Source organism: Paraburkholderia fynbosensis (assembly GCF_902859935.1).
Taxonomy (GTDB): domain Bacteria; phylum Pseudomonadota; class Gammaproteobacteria; order Burkholderiales; family Burkholderiaceae; genus Paraburkholderia; species Paraburkholderia fynbosensis.
In genome coordinates this window covers 20,339-44,629 of the sequence record NZ_CADIKI010000023.1, presented here as the reverse complement: position 1 = coordinate 44,629, position 24,291 = coordinate 20,339, and the positions used below count along the sequence as shown (strand labels likewise).

At 61.5% G+C, this 24,291-nt stretch carries 26 protein-coding genes and 1 pseudogene; 14 read left to right on the top strand and 13 right to left on the bottom strand.

The features are described 5' to 3' along the window. Positions 1-195: 195 nt before the first annotated feature. A complete protein-coding gene (locus tag HV770_RS30285; RefSeq protein WP_175165214.1) occupies positions 196-1,206 on the bottom strand; it encodes an AraC family transcriptional regulator in 1,011 nt (336 codons plus the stop codon). A 444-nt stretch (positions 1,207-1,650) separates the two neighbouring features. Between HV770_RS30285 and HV770_RS30280 the strand changes: the two genes are divergently transcribed. Continuing rightward, positions 1,651-1,815, top strand: a complete 165-nt coding sequence (locus tag HV770_RS30280) for a hypothetical protein (RefSeq protein WP_175165179.1) — start codon at positions 1,651-1,653, stop codon at positions 1,813-1,815. 59 nt (positions 1,816-1,874) lie between these two features. On the opposite strand, the gene HV770_RS30275 is transcribed toward HV770_RS30280, so the two are convergent. Next, the gene (locus HV770_RS30275) at positions 1,875-2,024 is read right to left on the bottom strand and encodes a hypothetical protein (RefSeq protein WP_175165213.1); all 150 of its coding nucleotides are present in this window, start codon (positions 2,022-2,024) and stop codon (positions 1,875-1,877) included. Positions 2,025-2,193: 169 nt separating this feature from the next. On the opposite strand from HV770_RS30275, the pseudogene HV770_RS39855 reads away from it, so the two are divergent. The 3 genes and pseudogenes from HV770_RS39855 to HV770_RS30265 all read left to right on the top strand — a co-directional run. Next, positions 2,194-2,448 (top strand): annotated as a pseudogene (locus tag HV770_RS39855) (YXWGXW repeat-containing protein); the annotation flags it as partial. Between the two features lie 66 nt (positions 2,449-2,514). Beyond that, complete coding sequence (locus HV770_RS38980; RefSeq protein ID WP_246291323.1) at positions 2,515-2,931, top strand: OmpA family protein; 417 nt, start codon at positions 2,515-2,517, stop codon at positions 2,929-2,931. A 193-nt stretch (positions 2,932-3,124) separates the two neighbouring features. Then, positions 3,125-3,547 carry an RcnB family protein gene (locus HV770_RS30265; protein WP_175165211.1) on the top strand — a complete coding sequence of 141 codons (423 nt, stop codon included), beginning with the start codon at positions 3,125-3,127 and terminating at the stop codon, positions 3,545-3,547. A gap of 191 nt (positions 3,548-3,738) precedes the next feature. On the opposite strand, the gene HV770_RS30260 is transcribed toward HV770_RS30265, so the two are convergent. Both HV770_RS30260 and HV770_RS30255 read right to left on the bottom strand, forming a co-directional pair. Then, on the bottom strand, positions 3,739-4,125 hold the full coding sequence (locus HV770_RS30260) for a DUF488 domain-containing protein (RefSeq protein ID WP_175165210.1): 387 nt from the start codon (positions 4,123-4,125) through the stop codon (positions 3,739-3,741). 34 nt (positions 4,126-4,159) lie between these two features. After that, positions 4,160-4,774, bottom strand: coding sequence for a uracil-DNA glycosylase family protein (locus tag HV770_RS30255; RefSeq protein ID WP_425497496.1), 615 nt, complete (start codon positions 4,772-4,774; stop codon positions 4,160-4,162). Between the two features lie 359 nt (positions 4,775-5,133). On the opposite strand from HV770_RS30255, the gene HV770_RS30250 reads away from it, so the two are divergent. From HV770_RS30250 to HV770_RS30240, 3 genes are all read left to right on the top strand, one after another. Next, positions 5,134-5,568, top strand: coding sequence for a low affinity iron permease family protein (locus HV770_RS30250; protein ID WP_175165209.1), 435 nt, complete (start codon positions 5,134-5,136; stop codon positions 5,566-5,568). 399 nt (positions 5,569-5,967) lie between these two features. After that, on the top strand, positions 5,968-7,152 hold the full coding sequence (locus HV770_RS30245) for a porin (protein ID WP_175165208.1): 1,185 nt from the start codon (positions 5,968-5,970) through the stop codon (positions 7,150-7,152). 148 nt (positions 7,153-7,300) lie between these two features. Continuing rightward, positions 7,301-7,666 carry a BON domain-containing protein gene (locus HV770_RS30240; protein WP_175165207.1) on the top strand — a complete coding sequence of 122 codons (366 nt, stop codon included), beginning with the start codon at positions 7,301-7,303 and terminating at the stop codon, positions 7,664-7,666. 271 nt (positions 7,667-7,937) lie between these two features. Here HV770_RS30240 and HV770_RS30235 read toward each other — a convergent pair whose 3' ends face one another. Beyond that, the gene (locus HV770_RS30235) at positions 7,938-8,321 is read right to left on the bottom strand and encodes a hypothetical protein (RefSeq protein WP_246291321.1); all 384 of its coding nucleotides are present in this window, start codon (positions 8,319-8,321) and stop codon (positions 7,938-7,940) included. Between the two features lie 26 nt (positions 8,322-8,347). Between HV770_RS30235 and HV770_RS39460 the strand changes: the two genes are divergently transcribed. The 3 genes from HV770_RS39460 (at position 8,348) to HV770_RS30225 (ending at position 11,803) form a co-directional block, all read left to right on the top strand. Beyond that, on the top strand, positions 8,348-8,473 hold the full coding sequence (locus HV770_RS39460; RefSeq protein WP_281366240.1) for a hypothetical protein: 126 nt from the start codon (positions 8,348-8,350) through the stop codon (positions 8,471-8,473). Between the two features lie 339 nt (positions 8,474-8,812). Further along, entirely contained in the window at positions 8,813-10,225 is a 1,413-nt protein-coding gene (locus tag HV770_RS30230; protein ID WP_175165206.1) for a DUF2252 domain-containing protein, read from the top strand. Positions 10,226-10,249: 24 nt separating this feature from the next. Then, complete coding sequence (locus HV770_RS30225; protein ID WP_175165205.1) at positions 10,250-11,803, top strand: phospholipase D family protein; 1,554 nt, start codon at positions 10,250-10,252, stop codon at positions 11,801-11,803. A gap of 358 nt (positions 11,804-12,161) precedes the next feature. Here HV770_RS30225 and HV770_RS30220 read toward each other — a convergent pair whose 3' ends face one another. Next, entirely contained in the window at positions 12,162-12,917 is a 756-nt protein-coding gene (locus HV770_RS30220; protein ID WP_175165204.1) for a hypothetical protein, read from the bottom strand. Between the two features lie 356 nt (positions 12,918-13,273). On the opposite strand from HV770_RS30220, the gene HV770_RS30215 reads away from it, so the two are divergent. Both HV770_RS30215 and HV770_RS30210 read left to right on the top strand, forming a co-directional pair. Beyond that, a complete protein-coding gene (locus tag HV770_RS30215) occupies positions 13,274-14,860 on the top strand; it encodes a phospholipase D family protein (RefSeq protein WP_175165203.1) in 1,587 nt (528 codons plus the stop codon). 206 nt (positions 14,861-15,066) lie between these two features. Then, on the top strand, positions 15,067-16,533 hold the full coding sequence (locus HV770_RS30210) for a metal-dependent hydrolase family protein (RefSeq protein ID WP_175165202.1): 1,467 nt from the start codon (positions 15,067-15,069) through the stop codon (positions 16,531-16,533). 68 nt (positions 16,534-16,601) lie between these two features. Here the strand turns inward: HV770_RS30210 and HV770_RS30205 are convergent, their stop codons facing one another. Together HV770_RS30205 and HV770_RS30200 are read right to left on the bottom strand one after the other, a co-directional pair. Then, complete coding sequence (locus HV770_RS30205) at positions 16,602-17,105, bottom strand: hypothetical protein (protein WP_175165201.1); 504 nt, start codon at positions 17,103-17,105, stop codon at positions 16,602-16,604. A gap of 200 nt (positions 17,106-17,305) precedes the next feature. Further along, entirely contained in the window at positions 17,306-17,725 is a 420-nt protein-coding gene (locus HV770_RS30200) for an SHOCT domain-containing protein (RefSeq protein ID WP_246291319.1), read from the bottom strand. A gap of 376 nt (positions 17,726-18,101) precedes the next feature. On the opposite strand from HV770_RS30200, the gene HV770_RS30195 reads away from it, so the two are divergent. Further along, positions 18,102-18,371, top strand: a complete 270-nt coding sequence (locus tag HV770_RS30195; protein ID WP_175165200.1) for a hypothetical protein — start codon at positions 18,102-18,104, stop codon at positions 18,369-18,371. Positions 18,372-18,428: 57 nt separating this feature from the next. Here HV770_RS30195 and HV770_RS30190 read toward each other — a convergent pair whose 3' ends face one another. The 4 genes from HV770_RS30190 to HV770_RS30175 form a co-directional block, all read right to left on the bottom strand. Further along, positions 18,429-20,081, bottom strand: a complete 1,653-nt coding sequence (locus HV770_RS30190) for an FAD-dependent oxidoreductase (RefSeq protein ID WP_175165199.1) — start codon at positions 20,079-20,081, stop codon at positions 18,429-18,431. A 298-nt stretch (positions 20,082-20,379) separates the two neighbouring features. Then, the gene (locus HV770_RS30185; protein WP_425497495.1) at positions 20,380-21,534 is read right to left on the bottom strand and encodes an FUSC family protein; all 1,155 of its coding nucleotides are present in this window, start codon (positions 21,532-21,534) and stop codon (positions 20,380-20,382) included. Between the two features lie 90 nt (positions 21,535-21,624). Beyond that, positions 21,625-21,828 (bottom strand): hypothetical protein, encoded by a 204-nt coding sequence (locus tag HV770_RS30180; RefSeq protein WP_175165197.1) that lies wholly within the window; start codon positions 21,826-21,828, stop codon positions 21,625-21,627. 69 nt (positions 21,829-21,897) lie between these two features. After that, positions 21,898-22,191: a GYD domain-containing protein gene (locus tag HV770_RS30175; protein ID WP_121324544.1), complete on the bottom strand. Its 294-nt coding sequence runs from the start codon at positions 22,189-22,191 to the stop codon at positions 21,898-21,900. A 196-nt stretch (positions 22,192-22,387) separates the two neighbouring features. Between HV770_RS30175 and HV770_RS30170 the strand changes: the two genes are divergently transcribed. Beyond that, positions 22,388-23,089 carry a protein-L-isoaspartate(D-aspartate) O-methyltransferase gene (locus tag HV770_RS30170; protein ID WP_175165196.1) on the top strand — a complete coding sequence of 234 codons (702 nt, stop codon included), beginning with the start codon at positions 22,388-22,390 and terminating at the stop codon, positions 23,087-23,089. A gap of 97 nt (positions 23,090-23,186) precedes the next feature. On the opposite strand, the gene HV770_RS30165 is transcribed toward HV770_RS30170, so the two are convergent. Then, positions 23,187-23,660 carry a hypothetical protein gene (locus HV770_RS30165; protein ID WP_175165195.1) on the bottom strand — a complete coding sequence of 158 codons (474 nt, stop codon included), beginning with the start codon at positions 23,658-23,660 and terminating at the stop codon, positions 23,187-23,189. Positions 23,661-24,291: the final 631 nt, after the last annotated feature.

Sequence of the window (24,291 nt, the reverse complement as noted above, 5' to 3'; positions counted from 1 at the left end):
TGGGGACTTCCGCAAGACAGTGCGAAGTCGGCGTCAGAGATCATTGAGTCGCTCATGCCCCGTCAAGATGAGATCGGCGAGCCAGGACTGTAGGGAGCGCGCGACTCCATTCCACAGCGGCTGCGCGGAGTCTCGACGAAGCAACGCCAAGGCACTTCGTTGGCAGCAGCCCCATGTAGTTTGGATAGCCGATCTTCAAGATGATTGCCCCGCATAGTGGGCAGCGCCGTCCATCTTCCCCTGGTGTTTGCGCCAGCCCGCCGGCGGCATACCAAACTCTCGCTTGAAAGCCCGGCTGAAGGCCGCCTCCGATTCGTAGCCAATCTGCTCCGCCACGGCCGCGAGCGATTTGCCGCCGCTCAGCAATTCCTGCGCGGCAATCTGCATCCGCCACCGCGCGAGGTATTGCATGGGCGGTTGTCCGAGCAGATCCGTGAAGCGTTGCGCCAGCGCGGAACGCGACAGCCCGACCTTGCGCGCGAGTTCGTCGACGGTCCAGGGGCGGACCGGCTGAGCATGGAGCAACGCAAGCGCACGCCCCACGAAGCGATCGCGCACGCCGGCCAGCCATCCTTTCTGGTCAGCAGGAAGTGCTTCAATACAGCTTCGTACCGCTTCGACAAACAACAGCTCCGACAGTCTCGCAAGGACGATCGTCCCGCCCGCCCGCGAATCCGCCGCCTCGGCCGCCGCGAACCTGAGCGACGACTCGAGCCACGCGCCGCGAGGGTCATTGCGCATGTCGATCTTGAAGAGCCGCGGCAGCGACGAGAGCAAGGGGTTAGAGAGCGTATCGTCGCAAGCGAGGAAGCCGCAAACGATGCGGGTGGGCGCGCCGCCCCCGCCGTGGGACAGCGTCATCACGTCGCCGGGCGCGGCTTCCATTTGCCCGCCCAGCAGCGTGTCAGCCTGCGTCGGCGGAAGATCCAGCGCGCTGCCCAGCAGGTGCGCTTCGCCTTGCGGCACGACCAGCAGTTCGCCGGCATTCAGATGAAGGGCCGACGCAGGCACGCCCGGCAACTGCGCCCAGCAGCTTCCCTCGGTGATCAGGTGATACGAGATGACTCGCTCGGAGCGGGGCAGATAGGCCGCGCAGAGCGCAGCATCGGTGCGGCCTAGCACGCACCACGGAGATGTGAAAGTGCCGTTCAGGTACACCGCGCCGCTCAGGCGAACGACGCGCAGCACGTCAGAAACTGCATCCATAAGTAGCTCGCGTGAAGTGCGGTTCCCCGAACAGGAGACCAGGACAGGTGGTCGTTTTTTCAACCTGGTCGAGGTGCCAATACTATACCCGGCGGCGTCGCCGACACATCCCTTACGGGGTTTTCACTACACCTCCCGGATGGCGCTCGATGCCCTTGCTTGCTCATATAAATCACACGCTTGCATAAGAGGATCGGACAACGATTCCGGACGTCCGGCAACGACTGGGCAGAACGCCAGCAATACATGGACGTTCGGGCAAAAAACATCGACGCGCAGGCAGGACGGCAGCTCCTTGCGAAAGGCAAAGTTCATCGCAGGACGGGACGGATCAGCGTCAGTCCCTTCGCAGCGATTCTTTTGCTGCTGTGTCACCCGATTTGTGCTGACCGCTTCACGCGATGACCTACAGGATCCGCGCAAACGAGATAGTGTGAGATGCCGATGAAACGTCTGATCAGCCTCGCGATGTACCACCCGTTCGTCGCCCTGTCCGTGTTCTATTTGACCAACCTGATGTGCAACGTCGACTACAGCCTGTCCGGCGCATTGCTCGTTCTGGCAGCGAAATCGACGTCCCGTCTATTGAGTCTGTTCAACAAGGGATAGCGCCGCGCCGATCTTCCGGATGCCTTAGCATAGTCAACTGCGCTTCTGCCGCGACGCCGTCACAGGTCGAATGTACCGCGATACTTTTTATCGGCATCCACTCGGGTTTTGATCTCAACGAGCACCGCATCGGGCACTTCACAGAAAAATCGCGAGCCGCGCTCATGCTTGAACACGTCGGTTCTCATCACGACGCCCGCGGCGAGCATTTGCGCGTGCAGCGCGCGAACCTCATCGAGGGACTACGCGACCACCACGCCATCATTACGAGACACATCTCTCGTTACACTCCGATAAGGCTTGTCATATCCAATACCCATACAGTGCAGAGAAGGGCATACGACACGAGCCCCTTCATCCAATCACTGGAATACGCACATGACAAACAGGACCTCATCTGAACGCGCAAAACAAACGCCCCTTTCGCGGACATCGATATCGCGTCGGCAGAGCGTGATTCGATTCCTCGCCCCCGTATTGCTCTTTGGCGCAATTGCGCCCGCCGCGTTCGCCCAGGTCGTGCTCGTTCCCGCGCCTGCGCCACGCTACGAGCAGGCACCCGCGCCACGGCCCGGCTTTGAGTGGCAGCAAGGCTACTGGCAATGGGAACATGGCAGATACGCGTGGATACCCGGCAGTTGGACTGCGGCGGACGTGCACGTGCGCCATGGATACCCGGGCCGAATCGAGCGTGCATCGATGGCGCCTGCGCCGCGCGTGGAACGTCTCTCGGCTGACGCTCTGTTTCCGTTCGACCGGGGCAATGTCGGCGACATCAGCGCGTCCGGGCGTTCCGATCTCCCCCAGATCGCGGCTCGTCTGCGCAGCAGCCGTGCGAGCCACGTCGAGGTTCGCGGATACACGGACAGATTGGGCTCGGATAGCTACAACATGAATCTTTCGCAGCAACGCGCGAACGCTGTCAAGTCGGCGCTGGTCGCTCAAGGCGTTCCCGCAGCAAAGATCAGAGCCGTTGGTTTGGGCGCGCAGGATCCGATCGTCCAGTGCACTCGTCCATCGGGGCCCGGCCTCGTGCAATGTCTGCAACCGAATCGGCGCGTCGAATTGGTGAGCTTCGTTGCGGACGATCGGCGCTGGGCCGACCGATACCAGTAATTCGCGCATCAATGTTCGGTCACTCGCCGGATGAACCTGCGGCCAACGTCTGTTTGTCGTCAACACTGTTGCCGTCGACACGGCGCAATTAACAATTATTTACTCCTGCGTGGCGACGGATTCGATACACTGCTCGACTCTCGCTTCAGCCGCGCATCTTCAATCCGGTCAATAAACCAGCACACTACCTCCTATGAAAGCAAAGCAATTCGTTATCCTCACGCTCTGCGCAGCCACGGGCATTTCGTCCGGCGCGTTCGCACAAAACAACTCGCGAGGCGGCCCCGATAATCACGGTCCGTATGCCGCTCAACAACAAAACACCCGGCACTTCGACAACGCCAATCATGGCGGACCAGACCATCGTCCGGGTCCCGACCGGCAACCTCCGCACGCAAACAACGACCGTTTCGACGATCACGGTGGCCCGCGCGGATGGCATCGTGGCGATCATCTGCCATCCGATTACCGCGACCACCAGTACGTCATCGACAACTGGCATGAACATAACCTGCAGGCGCCGCCGCGCGGCTATCGCTGGGTGGGTATCAACGGGGACTATGTCCTTGCCGCCGTCGCAACCGGCGTGATTGCACAGATCGTTCTTAGCCGCTGAGTCGTTGATTCGATGGAGAAATGGGAACGCGCTCCGGTCGGCGCGTCCGCCACGATCGGCGCGGATGCAACCGCGCCGGTTTTAGTTCCGAATAGCCCGATTCGAAAGCCGGCTCCGCTTCTTCTTGTCTTTTTCGCCGCGAATGGAACCGCCATCTAATTCCGTCGGCGCTCGCCACCGAACCGTCGAGCTTACTTGTCGTGCAGTTGCAAAAGCACGTCCCGCAAAACAATCGCCTGATTATGTTCCTCATCTTTGGCGCCATAGACGAGCGTGATTTGCTGACCAGCAGAATCGCTTAGAAGTTGCCGCATCCGCTCGCACATCTCGTCACTGCCAAGTTCGTCGCGATAGCGTTGCTGAAAGACGCTCCATCGTTTCGGATCATGCCCGAACCATTCGCGCAACGCCGAACTCGGGGCGAGTTCACGCGCCCACTGGTTCAGTTTGAGCGTCCCCTTGCTGCGTCCGCGCGGCCATACCCGGTCGACGAGAACACGATAACCGTCCGCCGGGCCCGGATCTTCATAGGCGCGCTGGATGACAATCTTCAGATTCCTGGTGCTCGCATGCGGCATTTGCATCTCCGCTCAACAGAATGTTCTATAAGGCTTATATCACCTGATTTGCTTCAGCCGTAAGCGCTGCCACCGTTGTACGAAGCATCGGCACCACTTCGTTGTCGAACCACGGATGATGCTTGAACCACGCCTGATTGCGCGGCGACGGATGAGGCAACGGAATGAAAGCCGGTGCATAGTCCGCCCATGCCCTCACTGTTTCCGTTAGCGACGGCTTGCGGCGTTCACCGAGAAAATGACGTTGCGCGTATTGGCCGATCAACAACGTCAGCTCGATTTTATTCAACCTCTCCAGCAGGCTATCCAGCCACAACTGCGCGCATTCGCGACGCGGCGGCTTGTCGCCGCTGGTTCCTCGCCCGGGATAGCAGAAACCCATGGGAATGATGGCGAACCGCGTCTCGTCGTAAAACGACGCGGCATCGACGCCGAGCCACCTACGCAGGCGCTCACCGCTGGCATCGTTCCAGGGAATGCCTGAGGTATGAACTTTCGCACCGGGCGCCTGGCCGACAATCAGAATGCGGGAGTCGACCGCGGCGCGCACGATGGGCCGCGGACCCAGCGGCAGATCGTGCTGGCAGACGCGACAGGCACGCACATCGGCGAGAAGGGCTTCAAGGGTAAGTGGTGCGGACTTGTTCACTCGGGGTATCGGGTTGTGACGAGGCATGCGGGTCGCGGCCATGCCGCGCAAAGTCCTGACGAGCGATGCATTGCGGCTCGCGGCCAGTTCTCGCGGAAGACCAGTTGCGGGGCAAAGGACATCGCCCCCGGGCATTGTCCGGAATGTGCCGCCCTGCGCTCACCGCGCCATCACTCATTCTACAACCGCGACTAACGAGCACCAGTTATATGCCTAAGAAGCCACCGGGCCCGAAATGTGCAAGGCACATCTCATGCGTGGCAGCACGCAGACCGACTGCCATCGCAAAGTAGTGAAAAATGCCGCGCCATACCGGCGCAAGATCGTCCCGAACATCGCCCTGAATACAGGAGATCATCATGACCGGCAAATGGTTCTCGCGCTTCTCCAGCTACCTTTCCACGATGGCGGGCAGGCCTTCCACTTTCGTGCTGGCGGCCGCTCTAGTGCTTCTGTGGGCGATTACGGGCCCACTCTTTCATTACAGCGACACGTGGCAACTCGTGATTAATACGTCGACCACGATCGTCACATTCCTGATGGTGTTCCTGATCCAGAACACTCAAAATCGCGATACTGCCGCGATGCAGATCAAGCTCGACGAGCTGATTCGCGCCATCGAAGGCGCACACAATGCACTGCTCGATCTCGAAGAACTCGAGGAAAAAGACCTGAGCCGGTTTCGCAAACATTATGAAAAATTGGCCGAAGAAGCGCGCACGGCGTTGCGCGCCGGCGGCAGCGACACCGATTCGCCGTTTGTCGATAATCGCGATGAAGGAGATAGAAAATGATCTTTTTGCGAACTTTCGTCGCCGATATAGAGCGTTAGCGCTGGGTACTCCCCCGCAATACGTAACGCATGTCTTATTTAAGTTTTTCAACGAAGGCGCGATACGAGCGTACACGGCCGACCAGGAGCACTGGCAGTTTGCGCCAGTGCAATTGTGCAGCGCGTCAGCCAGTGACGCCCGTAGAGAACAATTAAAATCCGGAATCATTCATTAAGTCAAATGTGTCGACGTAATACGCCAACTCCTAAAATCTGGCAATAGCGTTGCGTCGTATTTTGCATCCCAGTCCCTTCCCGTTACTTTTTTCACACACTCATCGCTTTCAGTTTCCCCATTCGGCGCCTGTGAACTACTCTCCATGTCGCAACCACCACAAACGAGTTGCTGCGTGGAGGCACAATGAAACGATTTGCGCTTTCTGCTTTCTCCCTGGCACTTCTTGGGGCAGCCGGCACCGCTCACGCCGAAAGTAGCGTGACACTGTATGGTTTGCTCGATCAGTCGATTCAGTTCGTGCACAACGCCACTCCCGAAGGCGGCAATCTATGGCGCATGTTCGGCGGTAATCTTCAAGGTAACCGCTTCGGTTTGAGAGGCGCCGAAGATCTGGGCGGCGGCCTGAAAGCGATCTTCACGTTGGAAAACGGCTTCGACATCAATAATGGGCGCCTGGGGCAAGGCGGCCGCATGTTCGGTCGTCAGGCCTTCGTCGGCCTGACCGGCGACTCATGGGGTACCGTTACGGCGGGCCGTCAATTCGACCCGGTCGTCGACATGGTCCAGCCGCTGACCGGCGGTGGCTACTGGGGCAGCACATTTGCCACCCCGGGCGACGTCGACAACAACGACAACAGCTCGCGCACGAACAGCTCGATCAAATACCTCTCGCCGGTGTTCGCCGGCTTCCAGTTCGCAGGGATGTACGCGCTGGGCGGGGTCGCGGGTGCGACGGGGTCGGGCCAGACATGGGCGGCTGCCGCCAGCTACAGCGCGGGATCGTTCGACATCGCAGCGGGCTACATCCACATGGACAATCAGGCATCCGACGTACTGCGCACCGGCTGGACCAGCACGTCCGATGGCATGTTCGACGGCGGAGCGACCGGCCTGTCGATCAACAACGCGTATCGCACGGCGAAATCGGTTGGTATCGCTTCGGTCGCCGCGCAGTATCAAATCGCATTGTTCACGATCAATCTCAGCTACAGCAATGCGCAATACAAGCCCGACGCCGCATCGGCTTTCCTGACGACCCAGAAATATAACGTGGGGCGCGTCTATCTCGGCTATCAACTCACGTCGGCGACGATGCTAGGTGCGGGCTATGCATACACGCGGGGAACCGGCGACGCCTCCGCGACGTACAATCAGTTTTCGTTAGGCGCCGACTACGCGGTGTCGAAGCGCACAGACTTCTATCTCGTCGCGGCTTACCAGCATGCGAGGGGCGATCAGCGCGACACCAACGCCGACGGCACCAACGGCGGTCTTGGCGAAGCGACCGCCTCGATCGGCTCGTACGGCAACCAGTCGAACACCAACTCGCAAGCGATCGTGGCGCTCGGTATCCGTCACCGGTTCTGACCAAGCATTACGATACGCAGGCCTGCTGCAGCGCCAGAAGCCTTGGCTGCCCCCCGGTAACGTTTCATTCAGTTCCAGCAACATCTCAGTGACTCGGTGCAAGGTCCCCTCCGGGGCCGTCGCGAATGGTGATGAAAGGAGAAATGCAATGAACGCAATTCACGCAATCAAGCTGGCAGGCACAGCGCTGTTCGTGGCGGTTTCGTTCCAGGCCAACGCGCAGACGAGCGACGCGGCGCCTCCCGCCGACACGAGCGCGCAGAGCGCCAAGAGTCAGCACAAGGCAGACCGCGCCGCCAACCGTTCACTGGGACGCAAGGTGCGCAACGCATTGTCGAAGGCGATGGGTGTTAGCGCGTCTCACATCACTGTTCGCTCAGCCGGCGGCGCGATCACGCTGCAGGGCACGGTGCCCGAAGCGGCCGACAGTCAAAAAGCGGAAGAGATTGCGAAGGGTGTGGCGGGCGTCGAGTCGGTCAAGAACGCGCTGTCGATTCGCCCTGCGGGGACGTAATCGCCATCGGCAGACGCTTTGCTTTGAGTGACCGTGATTTAAGCCGGGGATGCGTTGGCGCTTGCCATAACGAGCGCTAAGGCATCCCGCGCTAGAGATCATCAAGTTGAGCGTGACGCGGCTTTTCAACCGCGGCGTGCAACGTTGCGCCCGTTATGCGCGCCGCAGCCTTCTAGTGTTGCGCGTCATACAGGCGATCGGGAACGAACAGCGCCGTGATGCCGCTCAAAAAGAAAACCCCGGCCAACCACCAGAAAGCCGAAGAGCAGCATCAGAAACAATGTTCTCCCGTGTATGCCAGAAGATGATGGCCGGCAGAGCGAACTGATAAACCGCATAGCAGCGGATTACAGGAAGTTATGGGTGAGCCCCAGCAGCCCCGCGCCCAGCGAAAAGAGCGCCAGGCCCACGCCACGACCCGCACGCGGCCCAGCCGATCGCTCGCCCAGCCCCTCAGAATCCCGCCGATCGTCATCCCCACCAGCGTCAAACTTCCCAACGCGCCGGACTCGACATTGGTGAGTCCGAATTCGTTTTTGATTCGCGTGAGCGTCAAGCCGTCCATCATCACGCCGGCGCCATCGGCCAATAGCGCCATGTAGCCGAGGATGAAGACGAGCAGCCAGCGGTTCTGCGCTTTGGAGGCGGTGCTCACGGTGGTCGGTGTGATGGAAGCCATAGTTGTCGTTGTCGGTAGAGAGACGTGGCGCCATCGGCGCGCGCTTGCCGCGTGAGGAAAGCGCGCGCAAGGACGCTGCCGATCAGCAATCTTCCGGGCGGGACGACGTGCTCGACGGCGCGGATTGAGACAGCCGGCGCAAGACAGACGCGGCACGCGGGGCGGGCACTATGGAAATAATCGGATAGACCAGTTAGAGTTTGAACAGGCAAACGGACTCGTCCGTTACGCCGTCTTTTATCAGTCCGCTTTCTCGTGGCACTCGTCAATCGCATTTCACCAACCGGCGGCACGCCTACGCCGCGGCACGGAGGCCCAAGCAACTGACTGGTTTTCCGGGCAAGACAGCGCGTGGCTGTGCAAACAGTCACCGGGACGATCGCCCTCCCGCCCGCCCTGGCCGTCGCGGCGCATCCCGACAAGAACTCGACACGCCGATCCGATTTGCGCTACCGAAGGAGAAAACGATGACGCTATTCGACTCGCTCGCGGAACGCCGCGCGCTCGGCCGCCAGGCGCGCAAGAACACCCCACGCAGTGCGCACACGAAGATTGGCGACACCGATCGCGATCCGGTCGCGTTGTTGCGCGAGAGCAGCGAGGGACGCGTCGAGGCACTCATTCCACTGCGCTATGGCCGCATGCTCGCCTCGCCGTTCACGTTCTATCGAGGCAGCGCGATCATTCAGGCGCATGATCTCCACGCCACCGCCAACAGCGGCTTTCACTTCCAGATCTGCGGCGACTGCCACCTGATGAACTTCGGCGGTTTCGCGACGCCAGAGCGAGCGCTGGCTTTCGACATCAACGATTTCGACGAAACCGCGCCCGGGCCCTGGGAGTGGGACCTCAAACGCTTGACCGCCAGCTTCTACATCGCGGTGAGGCATCTCGGGCACGGTGACAAACTGGCCGACGAAGTCGTCGCACTCGTCGTGCAAAGCTATCAGCGATGGACCGAAAATTATTCGGCGCTGAGCCCGCTCGAACTCTGGTACGAACTCATCACGTTCGATCGTCTCGAACGGACCGTGACCTCGGACGATGCACGCCAGCACGTTCGCAACAGCGTCGAACGCGCATCGCGCCGCACGCACGAAACCATGCTTCCCAAACTCGCCAGCCACCGCGACGGCGTCTGGCAGATTCGCGACGCACCGCCTGGCGTGTTCCACGTGCACGGCAAGACCACGCTTTTCACCCACGACGACGACTGGCTCGGGCTCGGCGACTGGCGCAGTCTGATGGCGCCGATCTACCGGCATTACCTGAAGTCCCTCGGCGTGGTGCGCGGCAATCTGCTCGCGCACTTCTCGATGCAGGACGTGGCGTTCAAGGTGGTCGGCGTCGGCAGCGTGGGCACGCGATGCCTGATCCTGCTGATGGTCGATCCGCACGAGAAGCCGCTGTTCATCCAGTTCAAGGAAGCCTCCACTTCCGTCGTCTCGCGGTATTTCGACGCCCGCTCTCCACGGCACCACGGCGAGCGGGTGGTCAACGGCCAGCGCCTCATGCAGGGCGCGAGCGATCCGTTTCTCGGCTGGACGTCGGGCCCGTACGGACGGCACATCTACGGACGACAGTTGCGCGACATGAAGGTCTCGGCCACGCTCGAACTGTTTTCGAAGGAGACGTTTCGCGAGTATGCGAGCCTGTGCGGCTGGGTGCTCGCACGAGCCCACGCGAAAGCCGGCGGCCAGGCGACCGAGGTAGCCGGCTACCTCGGCAACGGCGACCAGATGGCGGAAGCGCTCGTCTGCTATTCACGTGCTTATGCCGATCAGGTCGAGCAGGACTACGAGAAATTCCGCGACGCGTGCCGCAACGGCCAGCTTCAAGCGCGTACCGATGCCGACATGGCCGCCGATTTCGCAGCATAAAGCCCAGGACCCGGAGGTCTAGCCATGGCAACGTTTCGCGCCGCCCTCGCGGTTCTGCTTCTGGCGCTGCTGTCGGCTTGCGCGAGTCTGCCGCCGCAAAGCGGGCGCGTCGAAACGCATGCGATCGAACCGTCGGACAGCACGCGTCTTGGCGCGGCCTTCCTGCCTCAGGAGCGCCAGCATCCGGACCAGACGGCGTTCCATCTGCTCCCCGATGGCGTCGACGCGTTGCTCAGCCGCGTCGCGCTCGCCGATGCGGCTGACCGCACGCTCGATCTGCAGTACTACATCTGGCACGACGACCTGACTGGCCGGCATCTGGCGAACGCGGTGCTGCGCGCGGCGGATCGCGGCGTCAGAGTGAGAGTGCTGCTGGACGATCTAGGCACCGGCGCGGACGACCAGGTGCTGCTCGCCATCGCGTCCCATCCGAACATCCATGTACGGCTGTTCAATCCGGTCGCAAACCGCCGCTTCAAGATGCTCGGCTCCGCCATGGAATTCAGCCGGGTGAACCGGCGCATGCACAACAAGTCGATCATCGCCGACAACGAAGCTGCGATCGTCGGCGGCCGCAACATCGGCGACGAGTACTTCGGCGCGTCGAGCGACGTCTCGTTCGGCGACCTCGACGTGCTGACGTATGGCGTCGTGGTCCGCGACATCTCCAGCGCGTTCGACCAGTTCTGGAACTCGGACGCGGCGTATCCGATCGAGCGGCTGACGGGTCATCCGGCCGACCCCAGCGCGCTCGCCGCGTATCGCGCGAAGCTGGCGGCGTTCGTCGCTTCGCAACGCGACACGCCCTACGTGACCCAGGCCACGCGCCGCTACGCCGAAATTATCGCCATGCGCGAAATCGACGTGTCCTGGGGCAAGGCGACCCTGCTCTACGACGATCCGGCGAAAATCACCCGCTCACCGAACGATCCGACCGGGCATCTGCTGTCGCAGTTCAGGACCCTGAGCATTGAACCGCAGAAGGAGATGCTCATCATTTCGCCGTACTTCGTGCCTGGAAAGAAAGGCGTCGCGTGGCTGCGCAAGGAGGCCGGCCGCGGCGTTCGCGTGACCGTCCTCACCAATTCGCTGGCGGCCACGGACGTCGCCGCCGTTCACGCCGGATATCAGCGCTATCGCAAGGACTTGCTCGAGGCGGGCGTGCATCTCTACGAGTTGAAGCCCGCGGCGTCCGAAGACCCGCGGCATAAAAAGAAGTCGATGCTTGGGTCGTCGAAAGCCTCGCTGCATGCCAAGACCTATGTGTTCGACAAGTCCAGCATCTTCATCGGCTCGATGAATCTCGATCCGCGCTCGATCACGCTGAATACGGAGATCGGACTCTATTGCGAAAGCGATGCGCTCGCCTCGGAGGTGGTGAACGGAGTCGAACCAAAGCTCAATCAGATTGCGTGGCGGCTCGAAGCGCGCACCAACGCCAATGGCACGGTGCGGATCGTCTGGATCGACACGAAGGCGGACGGTACGCAGACGGAGGGCGACGAGCCGGGCGTGTCGGGTTTGAAACGCGTGGAGATCTGGTTCCTTGGGCTATTGCCGATCGAATCGCAGCTTTGAGGAACGTTTATGGGCTATTGCCGGGGACGGTGCGAGCGCCCGAGGCTGGAGGCCGCGCTCGCGTAGATAACCGGCGCGGTTGAATCGCGCCCGAACGCGGCGATACCAATGCGTCGCCGCAAGCACACCGACCTTAACGGTAAAACGAACGCCTGCGCGGCCATCATGCCGCGCGGCTGCATCTGAAGGATTGATTTCGTCGGCTACGGCACGTGGGTTGTCAATTCGCCGTGCAACAAGGTGGTAGCTGCCCGCAAGGTGATGCACGAAACGCGGCAATGGCTCGGCCATCCGATCTACCGGCCGTTCGACGACCAGACGGTGCGGGGTCGATCTCCGGCGCCGCGCGTCACCACGGTCACCACGATCCGGCACGCCAGCCGCCGGATCGCAGCGACGCGTTTGCGATCAGCAGCAGTGCCGCGCCCGCAAAGCCGCTTGCGACATGCTTGAGCGCATGTCCGGCGACCAGATGATCGGATAGCGCCCACACCTGCCAGTCGAGTGTTTCAAAGACCTTCGCGATCGCGTAAAAAATGATCACCAGCCACCAGCCGGACAGCGCATCGACTTTCCGTGTGAGGGTCATGCCGATGACGAGGGCGAGTCCGCCGAACTGCAAGATCGCATAGGGCCACAGGCTGTCGAATGCCTGCCAGTAAACCACCGTGCCCACCGAGACGGCGACGAGTATCAGCATCTGCACCCAGCCCACGCGCTGTTTGGTGGCCGACGTCCACAGCATCGCCAGAATGCCGGCGAAGACGATCGTCATCGGAAAACGATCCCACACGAGGGTCGCGTCCGTCGGCATCTCGTGATAATAGGCCGAGCCGAATGCCGTCAGGATCAGCCCGAGGGACGCCACCAGCATTCCGGGAAATTGCGCGGGCTGACGCGACGCATGCCGGATCACCCAGAGAAGATTGAGCAGACCGGCTACCAGAATGACGAGGTTCGACAGCACGTCCGACGCGTTGTGAAGCACGCCTATCGAGCGCTCGTCGGCGAAGTGATGGTAAGAAGCCGGCTGCGACAGAGGCCACACGGCCTGCAGCGCCGTGCCAATCGCGAACAGCAGAACACTGCCAAACAGCAATCGGGATACCTTCACTTGCGCGACTCCTGATTGTGCAAACCGCTCGATTGATCTCCCGCCACGCGGCGCCCGGGCGGAGCCAGGGTTGCTCCCCGTTCGAATTTTCGTGACCCGCCGATACCATCAGGCAAACCGATTTCCGCAACCGGAAGACTGCCGCGCGAATGTCGGTAATCTTCCAGACATAGTATTCTGATTGCACAATGCAACGCACGGGGTTCGCCTCGAGCCTTCATAACCGTCCCCGCATCGGCCGGTGATCAGCGGTAAATCGTCGTTACGATATTGCCATGTTTGCACGGCTCACGTAATGGCTTGCCTGATTGTAAGACCAGACGGACGACAATGGCCTGAAGGACACTATGGATCGTATGCGAGCGCTGAGACACCACCCGTTTCACGCAATTCGTCGATCGATTGGCGGGATTTCAGCGTTGCTGCTATGCGCAAGCCTGCTGACCGGCTGCGCGTTGCCATCGCTCGAGAACCGTACCGAGTCGACTTCGTTGACGCCCGCGCAGGCCGCCTCCACCGATCTCGGCCGCGCGGTCGGGCCCGCGCTCGCGACACACGCCGGCCTGGCGGGCATCTACCCACTCTCCGATGCGCATGTGGCGTTTGCCGCGCGTATGGACCTCATCCGTTCGGCACAACGCACGCTGGATATTCAGTACTACATCTGGCGCAATGACCTGACCGGCACACTGCTGCTCGAAGAAATCCACGGGGCCGCCGACCGTGGCGTGCGCGTGCGGCTGCTGCTCGATGATCTCGGCATTGCCTCTTCGCTCGACCCGACGCTCGCGGCGCTCGAAGCGCACCCGAACATCGAGGTCCGCCTGTTCAATCCGTTCGTCGTGCGCAAGCCCAAATTCATCGGCTTCCTGACGGATTTTCCGCGCGCCAATCGACGCATGCACAACAAGTCACTGACCGCGGACAGTACGGCGACGATACTCGGCGGCCGCAATATCGGCGACGAGTACTTCGATGCCACCGACGGCATCGTCTTCTCCGACCTCGACGTATTGGCGGTCGGACCCGCCGCCGCCGACGTCGCGCGGGACTTCGACCGCTATTGGGCCAGCGGCTCATCCTATCCCGTCGAGCGGATTCTGCCGCGGGCCGGCGGCGATCAGCTCGACGTGCTCGCGAGCAAAGCGCAGGCCATCGAGCGAGACCCCGCGGCCGAAGCCTATATGGAAGCGTTGCGCGGTCCGCACGTCATACAGAAGATGCTGGACAACACGTTGCCGTTCGACTGGGCCACGACGCACATGATCAGCGACGACCCGGCGAAAGGCCTGCGCAACGCGCCGCCGGAAGCGCTCATTTCGCATCAGATGCGGGAAGTGCTCGGCGATCCCACCCGGGAAATCGACGTCGTGTCGCCCTATTTCGTGCCGGCCACGACCGGCACGCAGTACCTGACCGGCCTCGCCGAGAAGGGCATCACCGTGCGCGTGCTGACGAATGCGCTCGAAGCGACCGACGTCGCCGCGGTTCACTCCGGCTACGTGAAGCGGCGCGTCGAGTTGCTTAAAGGCGGGGTTCGCCTGTATGAATTGCGTCGTTTGCCGGGCAGTCATCACAAGAAGGAGCAGTCGCCGGGTCCGTTCGGCAGTTCCGGGTCGAGTCTGCACGCGAAGACTTTCGTGGTGGACGCGCAGCGGGTGTTCGTGGGGTCGTTCAACTTCGACCCGCGCTCCGCCTATCTGAACACGGAATTGGGCCTCGTGATCGACAGTCCGGAACTGGCCAGCCAGATCGAGGCGACTTTCCTCGCGTATGTCCCGCAAGTTGCCTATTCGGTGCAGCTCGATCCGAATGGCAAGATCTTCTGGATCGAGCGAAACGGCGACACGGAAATCCGGCACGACACCGAACCCAATACGACATGGTACGGGCGGATGGGTATCTGGATGCTGTCGATTCTTCCAATCGAGTCGCTTCTATAAGCCTTTAATGGTAGGGGGCAATGGGGGGGCCTCCAATAATGGGTTCTGATGATCGGGCTTTCAGTTAGCATCTGGATGCCTTGCAAATGGCAGCGGGCGTTCGACGTTACCCCGGGGGGCAAAACTTGCATTTCTCTTTTGATCCCCTCTGTCTATACTGCCCACTGGCCGACGTACAGAAATTAAAACTTTCTGAAGGGGGATCGATGTTCTCTCGCAAACCTGGCGATAAAGAAGGCGCGAATCATCCGTTTGCCTGCTTCTGTCAAAAGTCGGAGATTGAATTTCTGAATAACCGCATCAGCGCAGGTCTTACGCGGCGTGGCTTTGTCACCGGCATGGCCGCCTCCGCGCTGATGCTCATTTTGCCGAAACTCGCGAGTGCGCAGACCGCGCCTCCACCTGCCAATCCAACACACCCTATTCTCTTCACGAATTTCCGGCTATTCGACGGAAAATCCGCCACATTGCGTGAGGGGCTCTTTCTGCTCGTGGACGGCAATCGCATTCGCACGCTGACTCAGAGCAAACCTGCCGTTCCCGACGGCACCCAGGTGATCGACTGCGGCGGCCGGGTCGTGATGCCGGGCCTGATCGACATGCACTGGCATACGATCATCGCCGCATTGCCGCTGCCGGTCGTGCTGACCGCCGATATCGCCTACGTGCATCTCGCCGCAAGCGCCGAAGCCGAGCGTACGCTGATGCGCGGCTTCACCACGGTGCGCGATGCGGGCGGCCCGGCGTTTGCGTTGAAACAGGCCATCGACGAGGGCCTCATCTCGGGTCCGCGCATTTATCCTTCCGGCGCGATGATCACCACCACCGGCGGTCACGGCGATTTCCGCTCGCTCACGGACCTGCCGAGATCGGGCGCCAGGATCAGCAGCTCCGAGCAGACGGGGGGCAGCATCGTCGCAGATAGCGCCGATGAAGTTCGCCTGCGCGTGCGCGAGCAGTTCCTGCAAGGCGCATCGCAGATCAAGCTGGTGGGCAGTGGCGGCGTCTCCACCCCTCGCAGTCCGCTGGACATGCTCACTTTCACGGAGCCTCAATTGCGCGCGGCCGTGGAGACCGCCGCGGATTGGGGCACCTATGTGATGGTGCATGCGTATGTGTCGCATGCAGTCCAACGAGCAATCGCGGCGGGTGCCCAGTGTATCGAGCACGCCCATCTGATGGACGATGCGACGGCGAGTCTGATGGCGAAGAACGGCACCTGGTTGAGCATTCAGCCATTCGTCAGCGAAGAAGACACGGTGCCTCTGAGCGGTCCTAGCCGGGAGAAGATGCTCGCCGTTTTCGCAGGCACGAACAATGCCTATACGCTTGCCAAGAAGCACGGAATCAAAACGGCATTCGGCTCGGACCTGCTGTTCTCAGCGGCACTCGCCACGCGTCAGGGCACGATGTTGACGCACCTGCTGCGCTGGTACAGCGCCGCGGAAGCGTTGAAAATGGCCACGGGGGCCAATGGCCAGTTGCTCGAACTCTCCGGTCCACGCAATCCGTATCCGGGCAAGCTGGGGGTGATCGAAGAAGGCGCGTTTGCCGATCTGCTGCTGGTCGACGGCAATCCGGTCGAGAACCTGGCGCTCGTCGCCGATCCGGCCAGGAACCTGCTCGTCATCATGAAGGACGGGAAAATCTATAAGAACACCCTCAACGCGTGAGAACTCGCCAATTGCGCGGCAGTCTTTGGCGTAATTGGCGAGATCTGCTTTACCGAAGCAATCAGTGATCAGAACCGCCGGAAGTCCCGGTCACGCAAAGGATCTGGCGTGCGTAGCGTTTCACGCAACACGCCGCCGGTGTCGAACGAGAAGTTGAACATCAGATGCGTGATGTTGTTCTCCACGTAGCGATACGACCACACTTCCCGTTGTGACAGACGGAAAAATGCGGTCTGCGCGGGCTGGCCGAAATTGATCAGTACGTCTTCACGTGTCCATTTGCCGATCACTGCGCGATTGAATTCACTGATCTGCAGTACCTGGCGCACGTTCACGATCTGGCCGGCTGAATCGATGTCGGCAGCGACTGTCGTCGTACCCATCGGTTGGGTCGGCCACATGAGACGGCGGCCGCCGTCCGGCAATTGATGGATTTCGCGCGGCGGTCCCATGCGGGCAATGATCGCAGACTGATCCTGGCCCGCATGAAATTGCCGCCACGGCTGTACGCACCCTGCCAGCGTCAACGTCAGCGCGGCGGCGCAGATCACCGCCGCGCGACGCAAGGGCATGGATCGCCGCGCCGTCAGGGCGACGCAATCGACAACGCGAGCTGAGCGTGTGAGCATGGATTCCTCCAGTTACGTCGCGTAGTGCATTGAATGCACCTGAAATCTCAGCGTCGCCGATTTCATTCGCACGTCACCTTCACGCCGTACTCGTGTTTCGAGGTGGCGCCATTGGCAAAGCTCGAAGCCTGGGGTATCGCCGATTACTGCACCAGCCGCGCTCGCAGGCGCGCGTGCTCCTCTGCCGAAATCGATCCCGCCACTTTCAGCCGGTCGAGTTTTTCCAGTTCGTCCGCGGCGCTGAAACCCACCACCTGACGCAGGTCTTCGCGAGCCTGTTTGGCCCGCGCCTGATCGCGCTCGGCCATGCCCCGGCCTTGTGTCAACAGATAAGCGAATATGCCGATATAAGGCAAGATGATAAGCAGGATGACCCAGCCGACTTTCCCTAAACCGGAGACATCACTGCGGCGGAACAGATCGCCCGATACCGTGATGAGCAACCAGAACCACAGGATAAACATGAAAACGGAAAAGACGTCGGCCAGAAAATTCGGGAATGTAAAACCACCGTTAAAGAGCATTTCGCGTTCTCCAGTCATTCGATTACGATTGAAAGGCATAACAGCTATCCACGTATGGTCGCTCCCTATGGACGGCTTACGCGGTCGGCACAGTAGCGCTGGCAATTTACCATGAGAGCAGGTCAATTGTTCAGGTCTTTCTCGACGAGTGGGTATGAACTGCGGGGGGGACAACAGGTGGAAGCCTCTCGCTGGTCTTTCAGCAGGTATTCCATGGAGATGGAGCGGGAACAGCCGGGAAGCATTACGGCGCACTGGGTCGACGCGGCGTAACGATATGCGCGTTTCATATTCGTCCTCCGGTTCTCTCGGTTTGATGCCTACCCGTTTAAACTTTATAACTTATATCGGTATGATGACGCGATAATTTTTTCAGAGGCACGAATACATTGGGTCACCCTGCGAGCCGCTATCAATGAACATCTTCGATGTACAGAAGGTCGACTGTCGTAATCATATCTTCGATCGCGTACGTTTTCCCTATCGAAGCGACACCGCCTACTGCTCATCGAACCTGTTTTTCGGCGTGATCGTGGACGCGAGCGTGTCGGCTCAGGCGATCGACGATCTCAGCAGCGAGAATTTTGGGCAAGTAAATCAGGAGTTCGAATGGCCGTTGCTGTCTGAGATGACAACGTCGAAAAAGCGCTCATCGGCCCGGGCGTTTAATCGGCGTTCGGAATAACACACAGCAAACAGGCTCGTAGCGCATAGCCGTTGCACTGAAAATGCCGACTCGCCACTATCCAGCGTCGTTCTGCAGATACTTATGAGCGAACGCAATCGCCATACTGCCCTCACCCACCGCGGACGCAACGCGTTTAACCGGACTCAGCCGCACGTCGCCGCAGGCAAACACACCCGGCACACTCGATTCGAGCAAATAGGGATCGCGGCTTTGAGTCCAGCGTCCGGCCTTCACGACATCGTCGCCGGTGAGCACATAGCCGCGCGCATCGCGTGCGATTCCGTCGGGCAACCAATCGGTCTGCGCATCTGCGCCGATGAACACGAACAGCCCGCCGCAATCGTGCCGGCTCACTTCTGTGCTGAGCGCATCGCGCACATCGATCGCCGCCAGATGCGTATCGCCGTACGCGCCGACAACTTCCGACCGCAATTGCACCTTCACGTTGGACTTGCCGCGAAGCTGCTCGACAAGGTAGCGCGACATGCTCTTCTCGAGCGAATCGCCGCGCAGGACCAGCGTCACCATGCGCGCGTGATTGGCGAAATACAAAGCGGCCTGGCCGGCCGAGTTGCCCCCGCCAATCAGATAAACGTGGAGCCCGTGCGTAGCGCTCGCTTCGCTGCGTGACGCACCGTAGTAAATGCCTTTGCCGATGAAACGGTCAAAGCCATCGATCATCAGACGCCGCCACGTCACGCCGGTCGCGAGAATGATCGTCTTCGCGCGAATCACGTCGCCGCCGTCGAGATGAACGTGTCGATTGTCGACATCGATTCGGGCCACCGAGCGCGTCACCAGAATCTCGGCGCCGAGACGCCTCGCCTGCTGCAATGCACGGCTTGCGAGTTCGTCGCCGGACACGCCATTCGGAAAACCCAGGTAATTCTCGATACGCGACGACGTCCCCGCCTGCCCGCCCGGCGCTTCGCGCTCCAGCACCACCGTGCGCAGGCCCTCGGACGCGCCGTACACCGCCGCGGCAAGACCGGCCGGCCCGCCGCCGATGATCATCGTGTCGTATTCGGCGAGGCGGGGCTGCGTTTGCAGGCCCAGCAACTCCGCCAGCTCGCGCGTAGCGGGCCGCTTCAGCACGGTTCCGTCGACCAGCCGCAGCGCAGGACTGTCCTCTTCTGCCGGAATGGGCCCCGGCCAGCGCGCCGCCAGCTCGGGCGCGTCCATCGCGATCCAGTCGTAGCTGATCTGGTTGCGGGCAAGAAACTGACGCAGCGCCGTGCAGGTGCCGTCCCAGCGGCTGCCGACCATCGTCACGCGGATCTTGGGCGGTTCGGCCGAAAGACCCTGCAAACCGCCGATGCGCTCGCGCGCGAGCGCGCCCATCTTCAGCGCAACGTCGGGCGACGCGGCGGCTAGCTGATAGTAGCGCTGCGCGTCCACACGCATCACACGCGAGGGCTCCGCTGCCCGATAGGCGCCCGGAAACGGCGAACTCAGCGCGAGCGGCACTTCGCCGAAGAGGGTGCCCGGCAAGCGCCAGCCGAGCGTGCGCTCGACGCCGTCGAAAGTCTTGATGACTTCCATCTTGCCCGCGAGAACGACATACAGCGCGCGCTCGCCGCCTTCATGAACCGCGAACTCGCCCGCGCACAGATGGAGATCGGCGCACGTGTGCGCGAGATGCGCCAGTTCTTCGTCGTCGAGGGTGGCGAACAGAGGCACGGTGCGGATGTCGTCGAGGGTCAGCATGGTTTCGTCCAACGGGCAAGTGAAGTGAAGCCCGGACCTGGTGATGGGTCCGCAGCGGGCACGACGCCGTAAAACTCCCCTACCGATACTGCTGGACTCATTGTGTGACCGCACACCGCAAGCAACGTCGCGCGGCAGACCGGCGCAGTATAGAACGTTCGAACGAGCATCGTCCGCCACGCAATAGCGTTGCCGGTATTTTTCAATGCACGCGGGATTTCGAGATTCACCGCGTGTCCGACGGCGCGACAGACCCTGGCCGATCGCCACAAACCATCGCTACCTTCGCGCCAACTCGTCAGGATCGCAAAGGAAAGATCAGTTTCGCCGCTGCCAGCCCGAGCGCGCCGCCAAGGAGCGTCTCCCATGCGCGTGCGGCAAGCAGCGGAATCGAATGCTCACCGCCGATCGCCAACGTCACGATCAGCGTGAAGGCGAATGCGCCGGAGGCGATGTCGTAGCGCTCGGGCAGCGCCATCGCGTAGACGATCATCGCGAGCGCGGCGGCGGCCCAGGCCAGCAACGGCGCGTGTTCGACGAGCGGCAGACACACCAGACCTAGCGGAACGCCAATCAAGGTGCCGATGATCCGCCGACGTACCCGCGCCGCCGTGCCGCTCGCCGAGCCCGCAACGACATAGGTGCACGCGGTGATCGCCCACGCCGATTCCTTGAGGCCGATCGCCTCGTTCAAGGCCACCACGATCAGCGCGCCGCTTGCCGCCTGCAAGCCCATGATGAGTTCGGGCGCGAGTCCCCAACGGCTCGGTATATCGACGGGTGACAGCACGGTGGTCACCGGACGCTCGGCCGGGCCGCTGAGCATGCGCGGAACGATCGATGCCAGCATCGCGATCAGTGCAGCGACGAAGACCGCCGGCAGGTCGGCGGGTGTCAGTTGCGCACCGTAGGCAAGCAACTGCCCGATGTAGATCTGCGAGCCGATTCCCGCGCCGAGAATGCCGAAACGCTTCAGATAACCGACGAGGAACGCTCCCGTCACGAGCGTCAGTTCGGGGCCCGCGCTCGCGATGGCCTGCAGGAGCGGCGCAAAGCCGATGAACATTGCCGCGCCCAGTGCGGCCGCGGCGCACAGAAGCGTCAGATCCCTGCTCGATTCAGGCCGCGTGACCCTCGCCTCCGACACGCTTGCCCACAACGCGAAACCGGCGGCCAGCGAACCGACGGACATCGCGCCGGGCAGATTGTGCATGATGTCCTGTAACGTCCCGAGCGCCGCCGCAATGCCGTAGGCGGTGACGAGCCGCAGCCCCTTGATCCGGCGATGCGTACCGGGATCGATCTGTTCCAGCCACGTGACGGCCGATCCGAAGGCCGTGAATTTGCGGCCGGTATGAGCCGGTTCGGCCGGGATGCAATCGCACGACGTGCTGTTGGGGTGGTCGGCGCTGCCCGGTCGTTCGTTATCCTCGGGGATCAATTTTTGACTCACGGCAGGCGTGTGCATCGAATGGAAGGACTCGCGCGGCCCGCCGTCCGCGTGATACGCGCTTCAGCCGTCAGGCGAAAGCGGCTCGCGAGCCTAATGATCCACAGCCAGCGCTTTCAGCCGGGCCTCGCCCGCGTCTTTCGCGGCGGCCCGCGTTTCGTATGTGCCGTCCGATACGAGCGAGCGTTTCACCTCACGGCTCTTGAAGTCGACCAGTGTAATCACCCACACATACGCGCCAGTCTGCTCGGCTGTTTGTACGAAAGCCTGCACGTCGCTTTTGTTGTCCGCATTCATCTTGATCTCCGAAGAGGGTCACGCGAGAACAGATTGCACAGAACGCCAATCCCTGTGCCAGCCGGCTAATTATGGGAGCCTACCAATAATCGAACCGATTTCGTCTTTGGTGAAGGCGCGCATTGTCTGCGTGCGGACATTGCCCGCCGAGCCCAACGCCAGGCCGAAAGCGGTGAAGCCCTGTTCGTCGGCGGCATCGATGACCGTGACAATGTCATATTCGCCCAACGTCCAGTAGATCTCTTTCATTTCGCAGCCAAAGCCTTTCGCCATTTCCGCCACCTGCGCAGCCCGCTGCGGGCTGTTCTTGATCGCGCGGATGCCTTGATCCGTAAACTGCGCCAGAACCACGTATTTCAGCATGATGATTCCCCTTACGATTGACACGTGCTGGGACTCGGACGCGCGAGCGGCACCGCAAACGCCACGTTCGGTTTTTGTCGTGCCGTTCTGCGCGTAAACTGATTCTAGGCAATCCCGTTGCCTGCCACGCGCCATTTGTCTGTATTCGACGAGGTGCCGGCATGCGATGCGCGCCTGCTGCAATACGGAGGTGGCTATGACCGACTTCAACGAGGCCCGCGAGCGGATGGTCGAATGGCAGATCGCCCGCCGCGGCATTTGCAATCCCCGTGTCCTGGCGGCGATGCGGCGTGTGCCTCGCGAAGAATTCGTCGCCGCCGAGTTGCGGGAATTCGCGTACGAAGACACGCCGCTGCCCATCGGCAACGAGCAGACCATCTCGCAGCCGGCCATCGTCGCGGCGATGATCGAGGCCGTCGACCTGCGCCCCGGCGAGCGGGTTCTCGATGTCGGCACCGGTTCGGGCTATGCCGCCGCGGTCGCCGCGGTGATCGCCGGCCAGGTGTACTCGATCGAACGCCATGCCGGACTGGTCGAATCGGCTCGGGAAATCCTGCGCAGACTGGGGATTTCGAATGTGACCGTGCATCAGGGCGACGGCACGATGGGACTCGCCGAATATGCACCGTATGACGCGATCATTGCGGCGGCGGGCGGCCCGCATGTCCCTCAGGCGTGGTGCGGGCAACTTGCGGTCGGCGGACGGATCGTCATGCCTGTCGGGCGCGATCCGCATTGTCAGCGGCTGATCAAAGTCGTGCGGCGCAGTGAACAGGACTATGAAAGAAGCTGGCTCGGCGAAGTCAGGTTCGTGCCGCTGGTCGGTGAGGATGGGTGGCCAGTGGACGATTGCGGGGCGCGTGCGGGGGACGAAATACTGCCAGGGAAAAATAGATGACCCGGCGTCAGCTACCGCGGATTCCTGTCCCGCAATGACGCTCCCAGCCCGACCGGTCAAACAATTCCGGCCTCCAGAAAACCCTTCTCGACGGCTTTCACCTTAGGAAGTTCGCGTCGTCCACGGCGGTTATCGGGTCGAGCTTCAGCGGCCCCGGAAATTGCGACAACGGCGGTGCGGCGGCCGCAGCGGCAAGCAGACTTTGAATCCGCGCGGGCGCATCCGGCTCTTCGTCGAACCGCGGCCTGATCGACATGCCCGCCGGTTCCTCGTTGATCCAGCGCGAGAAACCATTCGGTTTCGGCTGCCGCCGCCACGCCGTGCGTGACACGATGCGGTTGCTCCAACGTCTTCGCGAGACGATCAAGTTCTTGAGACCTTCCGCGAGACGATCGGCTGCATCGCGCAGCATCAGTCCCGCGACGAGCGGGTCGACATCCGTGCCGGACAGATCGAGCAGCCGTGTCTCGCCGGCAACCTTCCACGACGCCAGCGTACCGGTTTTATCCGACATCAGTGAAGACGCGCCGCAGCAGCGCACGCCGTCGATCACGACCAGTTCGATAGGCACGCATGATGCCGAGTTTCGCGAGAAAACCCTGCACGCGCTGCCCGGCGTCTACGACGAGCGTATGACCGGCGATGCGCTCGGTCGGACCTGGGTCGGACGCGATGCATAGCACTTTCGCCGATCCGTCCAGCCGGCCCCGGTAGAAAATCCGCCCCCAGTCGTGCCAGAAGTGTTGGGAGCCTCGCCCAGATCGGGACAGGCGGCGAATTGCTGCGCAAGGGCGGTCGGTGGACCTGCGTCGAACTCGATCATCTGGCGCCTCCTCACTGGAGCGTTTCAGTGCGCCGCGCTCAAGGCCGACGCGGCGGCGTTCACTCGTATCGTCGAGGTGATATTGCGTCGTCGGGAGGGCCATGGGCAAAGAATTATCTCTTTGGCATAAAGGGAATACGGCTTCTCCGAGATCGCGAAAGCCGTTCCGTCGTCTCGACAATTCGGGGCATTGACATTCAGGACAGCGGACCATCGTGCGTGCGATTCCGCCGTGCCGCATGAAGGATAGGCAAAAGAATCGAGGTCACCAGTTATGCTTTATCGACGTCAATGGGTGATCATGCCAAGTGGATTCCTGTTTCTCCGATCGCGTGCCGATGCCCGCTGCCGACGCTCGATCAGCGCACCGGCGAACGAA